Genomic DNA, 14,690 nt, shown 5'->3' on the forward strand with positions numbered 1-14,690 from the left:
CGGCCGGGGCGTCGCGTCTCGCATGAGAGATCGAACAAAAGAATGAGACATCCATGTCTCATGTGAACTAGACTCGACTCATGGCCACCGATCGCGACACCGTCCTGGAAGCCGCCGTCGGCGTGCTCTCCCGCCGCCCCTCCGCCCACCTGGACGAGATCGCGCGCGCCGCCGGCATCAGCCGTGCCACGCTGCACCGGCTCTTCCCGGGCCGCGAGGCGCTGATCCGCGAGGTCGGCCTGCTCGGACTGCGCCGGTTCGCCGCCGCGCTGGACACCGCCGAGGTCGAGCAGGGCGACGCCGAGGCCGCGCTGCGCCGCCTCGTGGACGCCTCCGTCCCGGACGCCATGCTCTGCGCCTTCCTGGCCGGCGAGAACCAGCTCTACGAGAACGACGACATCAACGACCTCTGGGAGGTCCAGATCGCCCGGCTGCACGCGCTCTTCCTGCGCGGCCAGCAGCAGGGCGCGTTCCGGATCGAGCTGAGCGCCGCCTGGCTGAGCGAGGCCTTCTTCGACCTGGTGGCCGGCGTCGGCTGGGCCATCCAGGACGGCAGGCTCGCCCCGCGCGACGCCGCGTTCTCGCTCGCCGAGCTGTTCCTCGGCGGCGCGCTGCGCAGACCGGACGCCCGCACCGCCGCTGCCGCCTCCGCCGGCAGCACGACCGCCCCCGGCGCCACGCCGCACGGCACCACCGCCCACGGCACCACCCCGTACGGCACCACCTCCCCCAGTACCGCCGACCACAGGCCGGACACCGATAAACCATGAGCACCCTGACCGCCCGCCAGCGCTGGACCGGCCTCGCCGTCCTCGTCCTGGCCGTGACCGTGGTCGCCCTGGACGCGACCGTCCTCTCCCTCGCCATCCCGTCGATCAGCGAGACGCTGCGCCCCAGCGGCACCCAGCTGCTCTGGATCGGCGACTCCTACTCCTTCGTACTGGCCGGCCTGCTGGTCAGCATGGGCGCCCTGAGCGACCGGATCGGCCGCAAGAAGCTGCTGCTGGTCGGGTCCGCCGCCTTCGGCGCCGCCTCGCTGCTGGCCGCCTACGCGCCCAGCGCCGGCTGGCTGATCCTGGCCCGCGCACTGCTCGGCGTGGCGGGGGCGACCATCATGCCCTCCACGCTCTCGCTGATCCGCGGCCTCTTCCCGGACGACCGGGAGCGGGCCACCGCGATCGGCATCTGGGGCGCGGCCGCCACCGCCGGCGCCGCCCTCGGGCCGGTGGTCGGCGGGGTGCTGCTGGAGCACTTCTGGTGGGGTTCGGTGTTCCTGCTGAACATCCCGGTGCTGGTCCTGCTGCTGGTGTCCGGCGCCTGGCTGCTGCCGGAGTCCAAGGACCCGGCGCCTGGCCGCTGGGACGTGCTCAGCGTGCTGCTGTCGATGGCCGGGGTGATCGGCGTGGTGTACGCCGTCAAGGAGGCCGCCGCGCACGGCGTGGACCGCTGGGACGTACCGGCCGCCTTCCTGCTGGGCGCCGCCGCGCTGTTCGTGTTCGTCCGCCGCCAGCTGCGGCTGGAGTCCCCGCTGCTCGACGTCCGGCTGTTCCGCGACCGGCGGTTCACGGCGGCCGTCTCGGCGTCGCTGATCTCCCTGGTCGGGCTGTCCGGCGTGATCTTCGTGGTCTCGCAGTACGTCCAGCTGGTCCGCGGCTACCAGCCGCTCCAGGCGGGCCTGGCCGAGCTGCCGGCCTTCGCGGGGTCCGTGGTCGGCGGTCTGCTGACCGCCCGGATCGCCAGGCGCTTCGGCGCCCGCAGGGCGCTGACGGTCTGCCTGCTGGCGATGGGGCTGGGCGTGGGCGCGCTCGGCTGGCTGGCGCAGGACACCACCTACCTGCTGCTGGCCGCCTCCTTCCTGCTGGTCGGGACGGCCGAGGGCGTGGTCTACACGCTCGGCGCCGACCTCGTGCTGGGCGCCGCGCCCGCCGACCGGGCCGGCGCCGCCTCGGCGGTCTCGGAGACGGCGTACGAGCTGGGCACCGCGCTCGGCATCGCACTGGTGGGCTCGGTGGTCGGCTCGGTCTACGCGAACGGGCTGGCGGTCCCGGCCGGGACGGACCCGGCGGCCGCCGCCCGGGCCGGCGAATCGCTGGGATCGGCCGTCGAGACGGCGCATGGGCTGGCTCCGGAGCTCGCCCAGCCGCTGCTGGCGAGCGCCCGGGAGTCCTTCGTCCACGGCATGAACAGCGCCGGGCTGCTGGCCGCCGCGCTGCTGGTCGGTGCGGCCGCGATGGCCTGGCGGCTGCTGCGCGGGCTGTCCGACCCGAAGGCCGGGACGGGGACCGGCGCGGGAACGGGCGCGGCGGACGCGGTCGCCGGGCCGGCCGCCCGGCCGAAGGTCGACGCGTAGCGGCTCGGACGCGTCGGCGAGAACAACGAGAACGGCCGTTTCCCCCAGGGGAACGGCCGTTCTCGTGCCTGCGAGAGCTGTTCTCGTACCTGCGAGGGCCGTTCTCGTCCGTGCGGCGAGCGTTCCCTACAGGGTCCCGAAGGGCAGTTCCAGCTCCGCCCAGACCACCTTGCCGTCCCGGGTCAGCCGGCTGCCCCAGCGCTGCGCCAGCTCGCTGACCAGGAACATCCCGCGCCCGCCCTCGTCCTGCTCGGCGAACGGGCGCAGCTGCGGGGCCTGCCCGCCCGCGTCGGAGACCTCCACGGTGAGCACCCGGTCGCGGAACAGCCGCAGCCGGCGCGGGGCGTCGGCGTGCAGCAGGGCGTTCGTGACCAGTTCGCTGACCAGCAGCTCGGCGTAGTCGGTGAGCGTCGACAGGCCCCAGGCCTCCAGGGTGGCGCGGGTGAAGCGGCGGGCCTTGCCGGGCACCCGGCCGCCGCCGGACAGCGGCAGGGTGGCTATCCGGTCGGCGGGCAGCGGCAGCACCCGGGCCATGATCATCGCGATGTCGTCCTCGGTGCCGTCGGTGACCAGCGCCCCGAGGACGGCGTCGCAGCTCTCCTCCAGGGTCCGGCCGGGGCCGGCCAGGGTGCGGGCGAGCAGGTCGATCCCGGCGTCCAGGTCCTGGCCGCGCCGCTCGACCAGGCCGTCGGTGTAGAGCGCGACCATGCCGCCCTCGGGGATGCCGAACTCGATCGACTCGAAGGCCACCCCGCCGACGCCCAGCGGCACCCCGGGCGGCACCTCCACGACGGACGCGGTGCCGTCGGGGGCGACCCGGACCGGCGGCAGGTGCCCGGCCGAGGCGACCTGGACGGTGCGCTCCAGCGGGTCGTACACCGCGCAGATGCAGGTGGCGAACTGGCCCTCGCCGATCCCGGAGGCGGTCTCGTCCAGCCGGGTGAGGACCTGCTCGGGCGGCATGTCGAGGGTGGCGAGGGTCCGGGCGACGGTGCGCAGCTGGCCCATCGTGGCGGCGGCCCGGATGCCGTGGCCCATCACGTCCCCCACCACCAGGGCGACCCGCCCGCAGGACAGCGGCACCACGTCGAACCAGTCGCCGCCCACCTCGCTGACCACGCTGCTGGGCAGGTAGCGGTAGGCGATCTCCAGGCCGAGGGTGCGGTGCACCTCCTGCGGCAGCAGGCTGCGCTGGAGGGTGAGCGCGGTCTCCCGCTCGCGGCGGTAGAGCCGGGCGTTGTCGAGCGCCAGCGCGGTGCGGGCGACGAGTTCCTCGGCGAGGGCGACGTCGGCGGCGGTGAACGGCTCCGGGTTGCGCATCCGGATGAACTCGGAGCCGCCGAGCACCATGCCCCGGGCGGTGATCGGCACCATCAGGTACGAGTGGATGCCCGCCGCCACCCCGGGGGCCACCCGGTCCTCGCTGGCCACCAGTCCGCGCAGCGCCTCCTCGTCCACGTGGGCGCGCAGCAGCGGCTTCCCGCTGCGCAGGCACTGGACGTAGCTGCGGTCGGGGGCGTACTCGGAGGTCTCGCCCACCACGTCCACGGCGTGCGCGAGGCCGCTCTCGTAGGACTCCCCGACGGCGACGGCGCGCAGCTTGATGTTGCGGTCGGAGGGGATCGCGGCGGGCTCGGCGCCGCGCAGCACCGGCTCCAGGAGGTCGACGGTGGCGAAGTCGGCGAACCGGGGGACGACGGCCTCGATCAGCTCCTCGGCGGTGCGCTGGAGGTCGAGGGTGGTGCCGATCCGGGCGGTCGCCTCGGCGATGGTGGCGAGCCGCTCCTGGGCGCGGGCGGCGCGGGCCTCGGCCTGGAAGCGCTCGGTCACGTCGATGATCGAGGAGCAGACCCCGAAGATCCGGCCGGTGGAGTCCTCCAGCCGGAAGTAGGAGGCGGACCAGGCGCGGTCCCGCTTGGGGTCGCCGGGGACCCTGCCGTGCGAGCGGGCGTCCACCACCGGCTTGCCGGTCTTCAGCACCTGGCGCATGATCTGCTCGATCTCGGCGCTGTTGATGCCGGGCAGTACCGCGGATATCCGGCGGCCGAGGTGGGCGGCGACGGGCACCCCGTTCATCCGGGCCAGCGCCTCGTTGATCCGGATGTAGCGCAGCTCGGTGTCGTAGACGGCCATGCCGATCGGCGAGCGGCCGAAGATGCCGTCCAGCACCGCGAGGTCGGCCTCGACGGCGTGCAGGGCGCGGGTGTCGGAGGCGGTGGCGAGCAGCAGCAGGGTGCCGGCCGGCCCGGCGATCGGGTAGGTGCGGAACTCCAGGTCGACCGTGTGGCCGTCGCGGTGGCGCACCGGGAAGACGCCGGACCACCCGGTGCCGCTCATGATCCGCTGGAAGAGGCCGAGCACCTCGGCGCGGTCGGACTCGTCGGTGAGCAGCTGGGCGGCGTAGCTGCCGACGGCCTCCTCGGCGGGGTACCCGAGCAGGGCCTCGGCGTCCTCGCTCCAGTGCAGGATCAGTCCGTCGTCCTGGAGCAGCGCCGTCGCGAGCGGGACGAGCCGGTGGCCGGTGGGCCGTTCGCCCCCGGAGCGGGCCTCCTCGGGGCGCACCGGGGTGCCGCCCGGTGCCGGGTCGGCGGCGTCGGTCGCGTCCCACTCGTGTCCGTGCATGATCAGGCAGCACCCCGGTTCGGCTCGTGCCCGGCCGGATGGGCCTCGCGGTCCGCGCCGGCCGGGGTTCTTCTCCAGACTGCACGGACATCGGCCGCCCGGCGACCCCTTGGTCAGGGGGCGTCCGGCCGCTCCGGGTGTACGGGCGTCATGGGCGTACCGGCCGCAGCGTACTCTCCAGAACGCCCGCCCACTGCCGGATCACTCCGGAACGTCGGTGGCTGTCGTCGGTGAGCAGGTTGGCGAGGCCCAGTCCGCGGGCGAGGTCCAGCGTGGCCTGCACCGATTCGCGCACTCCGGGGCGGCTCTCGTCGGCGTCCAGGAACTCCACGGCGGCCCGGTGGGCCTCCCGGCCGACGTGGCCCTCCAGGGCGATGATCCGCTCACGTAGCGCCTCCTCGGTGGCGGCGGCGGTCCACAGGTGCAGGGCGGCGCGGAACAGCGGGCCGGTGTAGAGCCGCACGATCATGTCGACCACGGCCCCGGTGCGGTCCGGCCCGGCGGCCGGCAGCTCGTCCGCGTGGGCGCGGACGGCGGCCAGCCGCTCGGCGGTGACGTGCTCGACGGCCGCGGTGAAGAGGTCCTCGCGGGTCGGGAAGTGGTGCTGGGCCGCACCCCGGGAGACTCCGGCCCGCTCGGCGACGACGGCGACGGTGGAGCCGTGCCAGCCGAGCTCGGCCAGGCAGTCCACGGCCGCCGCGAGCAGCCGGGCCCTGGTCGCTCGGCTGCGGTCCTGCTGCGGGGTGCGCACGGCGGGGTGGCTGGTCATGGCGGCGGGCGGTTCCTGTTCCGGTCGGGGCGCGGCGGGTCCCGGTCGGGGCGCGGCAGGAAGATCCTCACAGACGGGCGCCGGTCTTCGGCCGCCGGGGCGGCCCGGGCCGGTCAGCGGGCGGCGGCGCGACCGGCCTCGCGGGCGCGCAGTTCGCGGCGGAGGATCTTCCCGGCGGCGGACTTGGGGACGGCGTCCACGAACTCCACCACGCGGACCTTCTTGTACGGGGCGACCTGCCGGGCGACGTAGCCGGTGACCTCCTCCTCGGTGAGGGCGCTGCCCGGGGCGCGGACCACGAAGGCCTTGGGGCACTCGGTGCCCTCGGCGTCCGGGACCCCGATCACGGCGGCGTCGGTGATCTGCGGGTGGCCGAGCAGGACGGCCTCCAGCTCGGCGGGGGCGACCTGGTAGCCCTTGTACTTGATCAGCTCCTTGACCCGGTCGACGATGTGCAGGTAGCCGCGCTCGTCCACGAAGCCGACGTCGCCGGTGTGCAGCCAGCCCTCGGCGTCGACCACCGCGGCGGTCTCGGACGGGCGGCCGAAGTAGCCCTTCATCACCTGGGGGCCGCGGATCAGCAGCTCGCCGCGCTCACCGGGCCCGAGGTCGCCGTCGGAGCCGTCCAGGGCGGCGATCCGCAGCTCGGTGGAGGGGACCATCCGGCCGACCGAGCCGGGCGGGGGGTCGCCCTCGCGCGGGGAGACGACGTGGGTGACCGGGGAGAGCTCGGTCATGCCGTAGCCCTGGAGCAGGTGCGGCAGGCCGAGCCGCTTGGCGCAGGCGTCGGCGAGTTCGTGGTCCAGCGGGGCGGCGGCGCACAGCAGGTACTCGACCGAGGAGAGGTCGTACTGTTCCACGACGGGGTGGCGGGCCAGCGCGAGGGCGATCGGCGGAGCGACCACCAGGGCCTGCACCCGGTGCTCCTGGATCGTGCGGCAGAACTGCTCCAGGTCGAAGCGGGGCAGCACGACCACGGTGGCGCCGCAGCGCAGCGGCTGGTTGAGCAGCGCGGCCAGTCCGTAGATGTGGAAGAACGGCAGGACGGCGAGCACCCGTTCGCCCTCGGCGGGGCGGTAGAGGGCGTCGCACTGGGCGAGGTTGGTGGCGATCGAGCGGTGGGTGAGCATCACGCCCTTGGGCAGGCCGGTGGTGCCGCTGGAGTACGGCAGCACGGCGATGTCCTCGCCCGGGTCGATGGCGACCTCGGGGGCGGGGCCGGCGGAGGCCAGCAGGTCGGTGAGCGAGCGGTGGTCCTCGGCGCCGTCCAGGACGACGATCTCGGCCAGCGGGTGGCCCTGTTCGGCGAGCAGTTCGGCGGCCGCACGGGCGGTCGGCAGGAAGCGGGAGACGGTGACCAGCCAGCGGGTGCCGCTGTCGCGCAGCTGGCCGGCCAGCTCGGGGGGCGTGGCGAAGGACGAGACCGTGGTGACGGTGGCGCCGGCCCTGGTCGCGCCGAAGTAGGCCATCGGGTAGGCGGTCGAGTTGGGGCTGAAGAGGGCGACGACGTCACCGCGGCGCACGCCTGTCTCGGCCAGCCCGGCGGCCACCCGCTCGACGGCGGTGGCGAGTTGGGCGTAGCTGGTGCTCTCGCCGGTGATGCCGTCGATCAGGGCCGGACGGTCGCCGTACCTCCGTGCGGCGCCGAGCACCGCCTCGTGGATCGGCAGGTCGACCACGGGGACGTCGGGGAACTCGCTTCGGAACACCAAGGTGAGCCTCCAGTAAGGAAGTTGACGTAGCAACAAAACCGGTGAGCGTTTCGGTGCGGTGCGCGTTCAGGAGCATACGGACAGTCAGGGGTCCGGCTCGGCCATTGTGGGGAACCGGGGGCGGGGGATGCGGGGCGCGGTTGCTCCCGGGGGGCGCCCGACCGGGCGGTGCACACCTCGTCCACCCGCCCCCTGGCGCTCCCCCACCGGGTGACCCCCTCCCCCGCCGCCGGCCCGGACCCCGACCGTGGACGCCGCACCGGCCGCGAGGACGGCACCGTGGTGTTCGCGCATCCGTGCGACGGCCGGTGGCTCAGTACGACTTGGGCAGCCCGAGGGTGTGCTGGGCCACGTAGTTGAGCACCATCTCCCGGCTGACCGGGGCGACCCGGCCCACCCGGGTGGCGGCCAGCAGCGCGCCCAGCCCGTACTCCTGGGTCAGGCCGTTGCCGCCGAGGGTCTGCACCGCCTGGTCGACCGTGCGGGCGGCGGCCTCGCCGGCGGCGTACTTGGCCATGTTGGCCGCCTCCCCGGCGGCGACGTCCTCGCCCGCGTCGTAGAGCAGCCCGGCCTTCTGGGTCATCAGCCGGGCCAGCTCGATCTCCACCGCGCACTGGGCGAGCGGGTGGGCCAGGCCCTGGTGGGCGCCGATCGGGGTGGACCAGACGGTGCGGGTCCTGGCGTACTCGACGGCCTTGCCGAGCGCCTGGCGGGCGAGGCCGAGCGAGAAGGCGGCGGTGAGGATGCGCTCGGGGTTGAGGCCCGCGAACAGCTGGAGCAGACCCGCGTCCTCGTCGCCGACCAGGGCGTCGGCGGGCAGCCGGACGTCGTCCAGGAAGACCTGGAACTGCTTCTCCGGGGCGACCAGCTCCATCGGGATCGCCCGGTACTCGAAGCCGGGGGTCTCGCGCGGGACGACGAACAGGCAGGGCTTGAGCCGGCCGGTGCGGGCGTCCTCCGTACGGGCGACGAACAGCACCGCGTCGCAGTGGTCGATGCCGGAGACGAAGACCTTGCGGCCGGTCAGCAGCCAGTCCTCGCCGTCCCGGCGCGCGACGGTGGATATCCGGTGGGAGTTGGAGCCGGCGTCCGGCTCGGTGATGCCGAAGGCCATCCTGCGGCTGCCGTCGGCCAGGCCGGGCAGCCAGCGGCGCTTCTGCTCCTCGGTGCCGTAGCGGGCGATCACGGTGCCGCAGATCGCCGGGGAGACGATCAGCAGCAGCAGCGGGCAGCCGGCGGTGCCGAGCTCCTCCAGGACGATGGCGAGGTCGGTGACGCCGCCGCCCCCGCCGCCGTACTCGGCGGGCAGGTTGACGCCGAGGTAGCCGGCCTTGCCGGCCTCCGCCCACAGTTCGTCGGCGGGCTCGCCGGCCCGGGCCTTGGCGAGGTAGTAGGCGGAGCCGTAGCGGCGGCCGAGGTCGCCGACGGCCTGGCGCAGGGTCCGGCGTTCGGGGGTCTCCAGGAGCTGGCTGCCGATGGTGGACATGCGGGTCCTTCCTCAGGCTTCGGTGGGCTGGACGACGGCCGGGGCGGGCCGGACGGCGGCCGGGGCGGGCTGGACGGCCGGCACGGGCTGCACAGCCGGGGCGGGCTGGACGACGGCCAGCAGGGTGCCGGTCTCGACCTGCCGGCCGGGGGCGGCGAGCAGTTCGACGAGGGTGCCGTCGGCCGGGGCGGCGACGCGGTGCTCCATCTTCATCGCCTCCAGGACCAGCAGCGGCTGCCCCGCGGCGACGGCCTCCCCGACGGCGGCGACGACCCGGACGACGGTGCCGGGCATCGGGGCGAGCAGCGCGCCGGGGTCGGTGCGGACGGCGGGGTCGGGGAAGCGCGGCAGGGCGGTGAGCGCGGTGCCGCCGGCCGGGGTGTCGACGTGCACCCGGTCGCCGTACCGGGCGATCCGGTAGGTGCGCCGGAGCCCGCCCTCCGACAGCACCACCCGGTCCGGCGCGGCCTCCACGAGTTCGACCTCCGGGTGGTCTTCGGCCAGCAGGCCGGTGCGGGTGAACCGGTAGCGGACGGCCAGCTCGGTGCCGTCCCCGGTGCCGTCCTTGGTGCCGCCCTCGGCCCGGTAGCGCCTGAGCTGCGGCTGGGAGGGCAGGTTGCGCCAGCCGGAGGGCAGCGCGCCCCGGCGGCCGGCCGCGACGGCCAGGGCGGCGGCCAGCGCGGCGCGTTCGACGCCCCCGGTGTCCGGGGCGGTGAGGTCGGCCGAGTGCTCGGCCAGGAAGCCGGTGTGCAACTCGGCGGCCAGGAAGGCCGGGTGGCGCAGCGCACGGACCAGCAGCTCCCGGTTGGTGGCCGGGCCGTGGATCCGGGCGCGGGCGAGCGCGTCGGCGAGCCGGCGGGCGGCGGCCGCGCGGGTGGGCGCCCAGGCGATCACCTTGGCGAGCATCGCGTCGTAGTGCGGGGTGATCTCGCTGCCGGCCTCCACGCCGGCGTCCAGCCGGAGCCCGGTGCCGGTGAACTCCTGGTACGGGAGTGTGAGTTCGAGCCGGTGCAGGGTGCCGGTGGCGGGCCGCCAGTCCTGGGCCGGGTCCTCGGCGTAGAGCCGGGCCTCGATCGCGTGGCCGCTGGGGGCGGGGGGCTCGGGCGGCAGCCGCTCGCCCTCGGCGACGGCGAGTTGCAGGGCCACCAGGTCCAGGCCGGTGACCGCCTCGGTGACCGGGTGTTCGACCTGGAGTCGGGTGTTCATCTCCAGGAAGAAGAACCGGCCGTCCTCGGCGAGCAGGAACTCGGCGGTGCCGGCGCCCGTGTAGCCGATCGCCCCGGCCGCGTCGCGGGCCGCCGCGTGCAGTGCGGTGCGGACCTCCGCCGGCAGGCCGGGGGCCGGGGCCTCCTCGATCACCTTCTGGTGCCGCCGCTGCAGCGAGCAGTCGCGGTCGCCGACCGCCCAGACGGTGCCGTGGGCGTCGGCCAGCAGTTGGACCTCGACGTGCCGGCCGGCGGGCAGGTAGCGCTCGCAGAACACCTCGTCCGAGCCGAAGGCCTTGGCCGCCTCGGCGCGGGCGGCCGCCAGTTCGGCGGGGAGGTCGGCCAGGCTCCGGACGACCCGCATGCCGCGGCCGCCGCCGCCCGCGGCGGCCTTGACCAGCAGCGGCAGGTCGGCCCCGGTGGGCTCGGTGAGGGCGCCCAGCACCGGCACCCCGGCCCCGGCCATCAGCCGCTTGGCGGCGGTCTTGGAGCCCATCGCGGCGATCGCGGCCGGCGGCGGGCCGACCCAGACCAGGCCGGCGTCCAGCACGGCCCGGGCGAACCCGGCGCTCTCGGACAGGAATCCGTACCCGGGGTGGACGGCGTCGGCCCCGGCGGCCAGCGCGGCCCGGACGATCAGGTCGGCGCGCAGGTAGGTGTCGGCGGGCGCGGCGCCGGGCAGCCGGACGGCGGCGTCGGCCTCGCGCACGTGCGGGGCGCCCGCGTCCGGGTCGGAGTGGACGGCGGTGGTCGCGATGCCGAGCTCCCGGCAGGTGCGGAAGACCCGGCGGGCGATCTCACCCCGGTTGGCGACCAGCAGGTTGGTGATCATGTCTCGGGAGTCCCTTACAGTCGGAAGACGCCGTAGCCGCGCGCGCCCTCGACCGGCGCGTTGTGGATCGCGGACAGGCACAGGCCGAGCACCGTCCGGGTGTCGCGCGGGTCGATGACGCCGTCGTCGTAGAGCCGGCCGGAGAGGAACGCCGGCAGGGACTCGGCCTCGATCTGCTGCTCGACCATCGCCCGGATCGCCGCGTCCGCGTCCTCGTCGTACGGCCGCCCCTTGGCCGCGGCGGACTGCCGGGCGACGATCGACAGCACCCCGGCGAGCTGCTGGGGGCCCATCACCGCGGACTTGGCGCTCGGCCAGGCGAACAGGAAGCGCGGCTCGAAGGCGCGGCCGCACATGCCGTAGTGGCCGGCCCCGTAGGAGGCGCCCATCAGCACGGACAGGTGCGGCACGGTGGAGTTGGCGACGGCGTTGATCATCATCGCGCCGTGCTTGATGATGCCGCCCTGCTCGTAGTCCTTGCCGACCATGTAGCCGGTGGTGTTGTGCAGGAACAGCAGCGGGGTGTTCCGCTGGTTGGCCAGCTGGATGAACTGGGCGGCCTTCTGGGACTCCTGGCTGAACAGCACGCCCTGGGCGTTGGCCAGCACGCCCATCGGGTAGCCGTGCAGGCGGGCCCAGCCGGTGGCCAGGCTGGTGCCGTAGAGCGGTTTGAACTCGTCGAAGTCGGAGCCGTCGACGATCCGGGCGATCACCTCGCGCGGGTCGAAGGGCACCTTGAGGTCCCCCGGGACGATGCCGAGCAGCTCCTCCTCGTCGTACCTGGGCGGCTCGGCCAGCGGGTCCGGGTCGGGGCCGGGCTTGCGGTGGTCGAGCCGGGCGACGATCCGGCGGGCGGTCCGCAGCGCGTCCGCCTCGTCCACGGCGAAGTGGTCGGCCAGGCCGGAGACCCGGGCGTGCATCTCGGCGCCGCCCAGCGACTCGTCGTCGGCCTCCTCACCGGTGGCCATCCGCACCAGCGGCGGGCCGCCGAGGAACACCTTGGCGCGCTCCTTGACCAGCACGGTGTGGTCGGACATGCCCGGCACGTAGGCGCCGCCGGCCGTCGAGTTGCCGAACACCACGGCCACGGTGGGGACTCCGGCGGCGGAGAGCCGAGTGAGGTCGCGGAAGAGGGCGCCGCCGGGGATGAAGATCTCCTTCTGGCTGGGCAGGTCGGCGCCGCCGGACTCGACCAGGTTGACCAGCGGGAGGCGGTTGACCAGCGCGATCTCGTTGGCCCGCAGGGCCTTGCGGAGGGTCCACGGGTTGCTGGCGCCGCCGCGCACCGTCGGGTCGTTGGCGGTGATCACGCACTCCACCCCCTCGATCACGCCGATGCCGGTGACCAGGGCCGCGCCCACCGGGTGGTCGCTCCCCCAGGCGGCCAGCGGGGACAGCTCCAGGAACGGGGAGTCCGGGTCGACCAGCAGCTCGATCCGCTCGCGGGCCAGCAGCTTGCCGCGCCTGCGGTGGCGCTCCACGTACGCGGGGCCGCCGCCGGCCAGCGCCTTGGCGTGCTCGGCGTCGAGCTCGGCGAGCCTGGCGAGCATCGCGGCGCGGTGCTCGGCGTACTCGGGCCCGGCCGGGTCGACGCGGGTGGTCAGGGCGGTCACAGCAGGGCCTCCGGGATGTCGAGGTGGCGGGAGCGCAGCCACTCCCCGAGGGCCTTGGCCTGCGGGTCGAAGCGGTGCCGGGCGGCGACGCCCTCGCCGAGCAGGCCGGTGAGGGTGAAGTTGACCGCGCGCAGGTTCGGCAGCAGGTGCCGGGTGACGGGCAGGTCGGCCGTCTCGGGGAGGAGTTCGCGAAGCCTCTCGACGGTGAGGGTGTGCGCCAGCCAGCGCCAGCCGTCCGCCGAGCGGGCCCAGACGCCGAGGTTGGCGTCCCCGCCCTTGTCGCCGCTGCGGGCGCCGGCCACCAGACCGAGCGGGGCCCGCCGGGTGGGTCCGGCCGCCGGCGGTTCGGGCAACTCGGCTTCCACCGGCTCCGGTCGGGCGGTGGTGACGGGCGCCGGCGGTACGGCGATCCGGCGGCCGTCCGGCAGAACGGCGGTGTGCTCGACGGCCTTGGCGTCGACGTACGCGGCGCTGAACACCCCGTACGGCGCACCCGGCCCGGGCGGAGCGGCGAGGTGGAAGCCGGGGTACCCGGACAGCCCCGACTCCACGGCGGCCCTGCCGAGTTCGCGCCCGACCCGGGCCGGGTCCGGGTCGCGGGCGGCCAGCCGGAGCAGGGCGGAGGCGGCCTCCTCGGTCGGCGCGTCCGGGTGGTCGGTACGGGCCAGCGTCCAGCGCAGTTCGGCGGGGCGGGCGCCGGGCGGCAGCGCCTCGGCGAACTGCCGCCGCGCCAGGGCGGCCTTGGCCTCGATGTCCAGGCCGGTCAGCAGGAACACCACCTCGTTGAGGTGGCCGCCGAGCCGGTTGAGGCCCGCCTTCAGGGTGGGCGGCGGGGCCTCGCCGCGCACGCCGTCGATCCGGATCCGGTCCGGGCCCTCCTCGGTGAGCCGCACGGTGTCCAGCCTGGCCGTGACGTCCGGGCCGAGGTAGTGCGGTCCGCCGGTCTCGTACAGGAGTTGGGCGGTGACGGTGCCGGTGGTGACGGCTCCGCCGGTGCCCGGGTGCTTGGTGATCACGCTGGAGCCGTCGGCGTGGAGTTCGGCGAGCGGGAAGCCGGGGCGGGTGACGTCGTGCTCCTGGAAGAAGGCGTAGTTGCCGCCGGTCGCCTGGGCGCCGCACTCCAGGACGTGCCCGGCCACCACCGCGCCGGCCAGGGCGTCCAGGTCCTCGTGGGTCCAGCCGAAGTGGGCGATCCCGGGGCCGACGACCAGCGCCGCGTCCGTCACCCGGCCGGTCACCACCACGTCGGCGCCCCCGGCCAGGCAGGCGGCGACGCCGAACCCGCCGAGGTAGGCGTTGGCGGCCAACAAGCCGTCGGGCAGCCCGAGTTCGGCCCGGCGCGGCAGCAGGTCGTCACCCTCGACATGGGCGACGGCGGCCTCCACGCCCAGCCGCCGGGCCAGCGCGCGCAGCTCCTCGGCGAGCCGGGCCGGGTTGAGGCCGCCGGCGTTGACCACGATCTTCACGTCCCGCTCGCGGGCCAGGCCGAGGCACTCCTCCATCTGCCGCAGGAAGGTCCGGGCGTAGCCGAGCGACGGGTCCTTCAGCCGGTCCCGGGCGAGGATCAGCATGGTCAGCTCGGCCAGGTAGTCCCCGGTGAGCACGTCCAGCGGCCCGCCGGTGAGCATCTCCCGCACCGCGGCGAAGCGGTCCCCGTAGAACCCCGAGGCGTTGCCGATCCGCAGTACCGTGCCGTCGCGCGCCAATGCGCCTCCCCTGCCGGTGAGTTGACGGCACCCTCGGACGGGCGCCGCCGGGCAGCAGCGTGGCACCGCCCGGAGAAAAAAGCAATCATGCTTGCTTGTTTCCGGGCACCCGTTTCCCGCCCTCCGGAACGGGAATGCGACTGGAAGTCGTAGTTGGCGGCTGGAAGGCATAGTTGGCGGATCACTAGATCCGCTACGCTGTGTGACCAACAGTGCTATGGGCAGTGAACGAGCTGGCACTACCACCCCGACCTATGCGTCAGGCCAGTTCTCGGCCAGCGTCGGAGCGACGGTGTCTATAAGGGGCAGTCTTCGTGCACTACAGCGGGCCCCCTTGGAGGCAGTGCTCATAGTGCTGACCTTCGACTCCATGCAGACCCGGTGGCGCCGACTGG

Annotated in this window: 9 protein-coding genes; 2 read left to right on the forward strand and 7 right to left on the reverse strand. The window is 74.7% G+C overall.

Annotated features, from left to right (window positions below):
* Window positions 1-80 precede the first annotated feature (80 nt).
* Both ACIQI7_RS12895 and ACIQI7_RS12900 read left to right on the forward strand, forming a co-directional pair.
* The gene (locus tag ACIQI7_RS12895; protein WP_401108304.1) at window positions 81-770 is read left to right on the forward strand and encodes a TetR/AcrR family transcriptional regulator; all 690 of its coding nucleotides are present in this window, start codon (window positions 81-83) and stop codon (window positions 768-770) included.
* Window positions 767-2,350 carry an MFS transporter gene (locus ACIQI7_RS12900; RefSeq protein ID WP_401108306.1) on the forward strand — a complete coding sequence of 528 codons (1,584 nt, stop codon included), beginning with the start codon at window positions 767-769 and terminating at the stop codon, window positions 2,348-2,350. Before ACIQI7_RS12895 ends, ACIQI7_RS12900 begins: the two co-directional genes overlap by 4 nt.
* A gap of 126 nt (window positions 2,351-2,476) precedes the next feature.
* Here the strand turns inward: ACIQI7_RS12900 and ACIQI7_RS12905 are convergent, their stop codons facing one another.
* The 7 genes from ACIQI7_RS12905 to ACIQI7_RS12935 all read right to left on the reverse strand — a co-directional run bounded on the left by ACIQI7_RS12905 (window position 2,477) and on the right by ACIQI7_RS12935 (window position 14,295).
* Window positions 2,477-4,972: a SpoIIE family protein phosphatase gene (locus tag ACIQI7_RS12905; RefSeq protein WP_401108309.1), complete on the reverse strand. Its 2,496-nt coding sequence runs from the start codon at window positions 4,970-4,972 to the stop codon at window positions 2,477-2,479.
* Window positions 4,973-5,120: 148 nt separating this feature from the next.
* The gene (locus ACIQI7_RS12910; protein WP_387747763.1) at window positions 5,121-5,741 is read right to left on the reverse strand and encodes a TetR/AcrR family transcriptional regulator; all 621 of its coding nucleotides are present in this window, start codon (window positions 5,739-5,741) and stop codon (window positions 5,121-5,123) included.
* Between the two features lie 113 nt (window positions 5,742-5,854).
* Window positions 5,855-7,453 (reverse strand): 4-coumarate--CoA ligase family protein, encoded by a 1,599-nt coding sequence (locus ACIQI7_RS12915; protein ID WP_401108312.1) that lies wholly within the window; start codon window positions 7,451-7,453, stop codon window positions 5,855-5,857.
* Window positions 7,454-7,766: 313 nt separating this feature from the next.
* Window positions 7,767-8,939, reverse strand: a complete 1,173-nt coding sequence (locus ACIQI7_RS12920) for an acyl-CoA dehydrogenase family protein (protein WP_401108313.1) — start codon at window positions 8,937-8,939, stop codon at window positions 7,767-7,769.
* 12 nt (window positions 8,940-8,951) lie between these two features.
* Window positions 8,952-10,976: an acetyl/propionyl/methylcrotonyl-CoA carboxylase subunit alpha gene (locus tag ACIQI7_RS12925; RefSeq protein WP_401108315.1), complete on the reverse strand. Its 2,025-nt coding sequence runs from the start codon at window positions 10,974-10,976 to the stop codon at window positions 8,952-8,954.
* A 14-nt stretch (window positions 10,977-10,990) separates the two neighbouring features.
* Window positions 10,991-12,589 carry an acyl-CoA carboxylase subunit beta gene (locus ACIQI7_RS12930; RefSeq protein ID WP_401108317.1) on the reverse strand — a complete coding sequence of 533 codons (1,599 nt, stop codon included), beginning with the start codon at window positions 12,587-12,589 and terminating at the stop codon, window positions 10,991-10,993.
* Window positions 12,586-14,295, reverse strand: coding sequence for an acyclic terpene utilization AtuA family protein (locus ACIQI7_RS12935; protein ID WP_401108319.1), 1,710 nt, complete (start codon window positions 14,293-14,295; stop codon window positions 12,586-12,588). The genes ACIQI7_RS12930 and ACIQI7_RS12935 overlap by 4 nt, the downstream gene beginning before the upstream one ends.
* Between the last annotated feature and the right edge of the window lie 395 nt (window positions 14,296-14,690).

The organism is Kitasatospora sp. NPDC092039, from assembly GCF_044756065.1.
GTDB lineage: Bacteria > Actinomycetota > Actinomycetes > Streptomycetales > Streptomycetaceae > Kitasatospora.

Excerpts from the sequence above, each read along its gene's own strand:
- ACIQI7_RS12895 (WP_401108304.1), top strand. The coding sequence starts at position 81 with ATGGCCACCGATCGCGACACCGTCCTGGAAGCCGCCGTCGGCGTGCTC.
- ACIQI7_RS12900 (WP_401108306.1), top strand. The coding sequence starts at position 767 with ATGAGCACCCTGACCGCCCGCCAGCGCTGGACCGGCCTCGCCGTCCTC.
- ACIQI7_RS12905 (WP_401108309.1), bottom strand. The coding sequence starts at position 4,972 with ATGCACGGACACGAGTGGGACGCGACCGACGCCGCCGACCCGGCACCG.
- ACIQI7_RS12910 (WP_387747763.1), bottom strand. The coding sequence starts at position 5,741 with ATGACCAGCCACCCCGCCGTGCGCACCCCGCAGCAGGACCGCAGCCGA.
- ACIQI7_RS12920 (WP_401108313.1), bottom strand. The coding sequence starts at position 8,939 with ATGTCCACCATCGGCAGCCAGCTCCTGGAGACCCCCGAACGCCGGACC.
- ACIQI7_RS12925 (WP_401108315.1), bottom strand. The coding sequence starts at position 10,976 with ATGATCACCAACCTGCTGGTCGCCAACCGGGGTGAGATCGCCCGCCGG.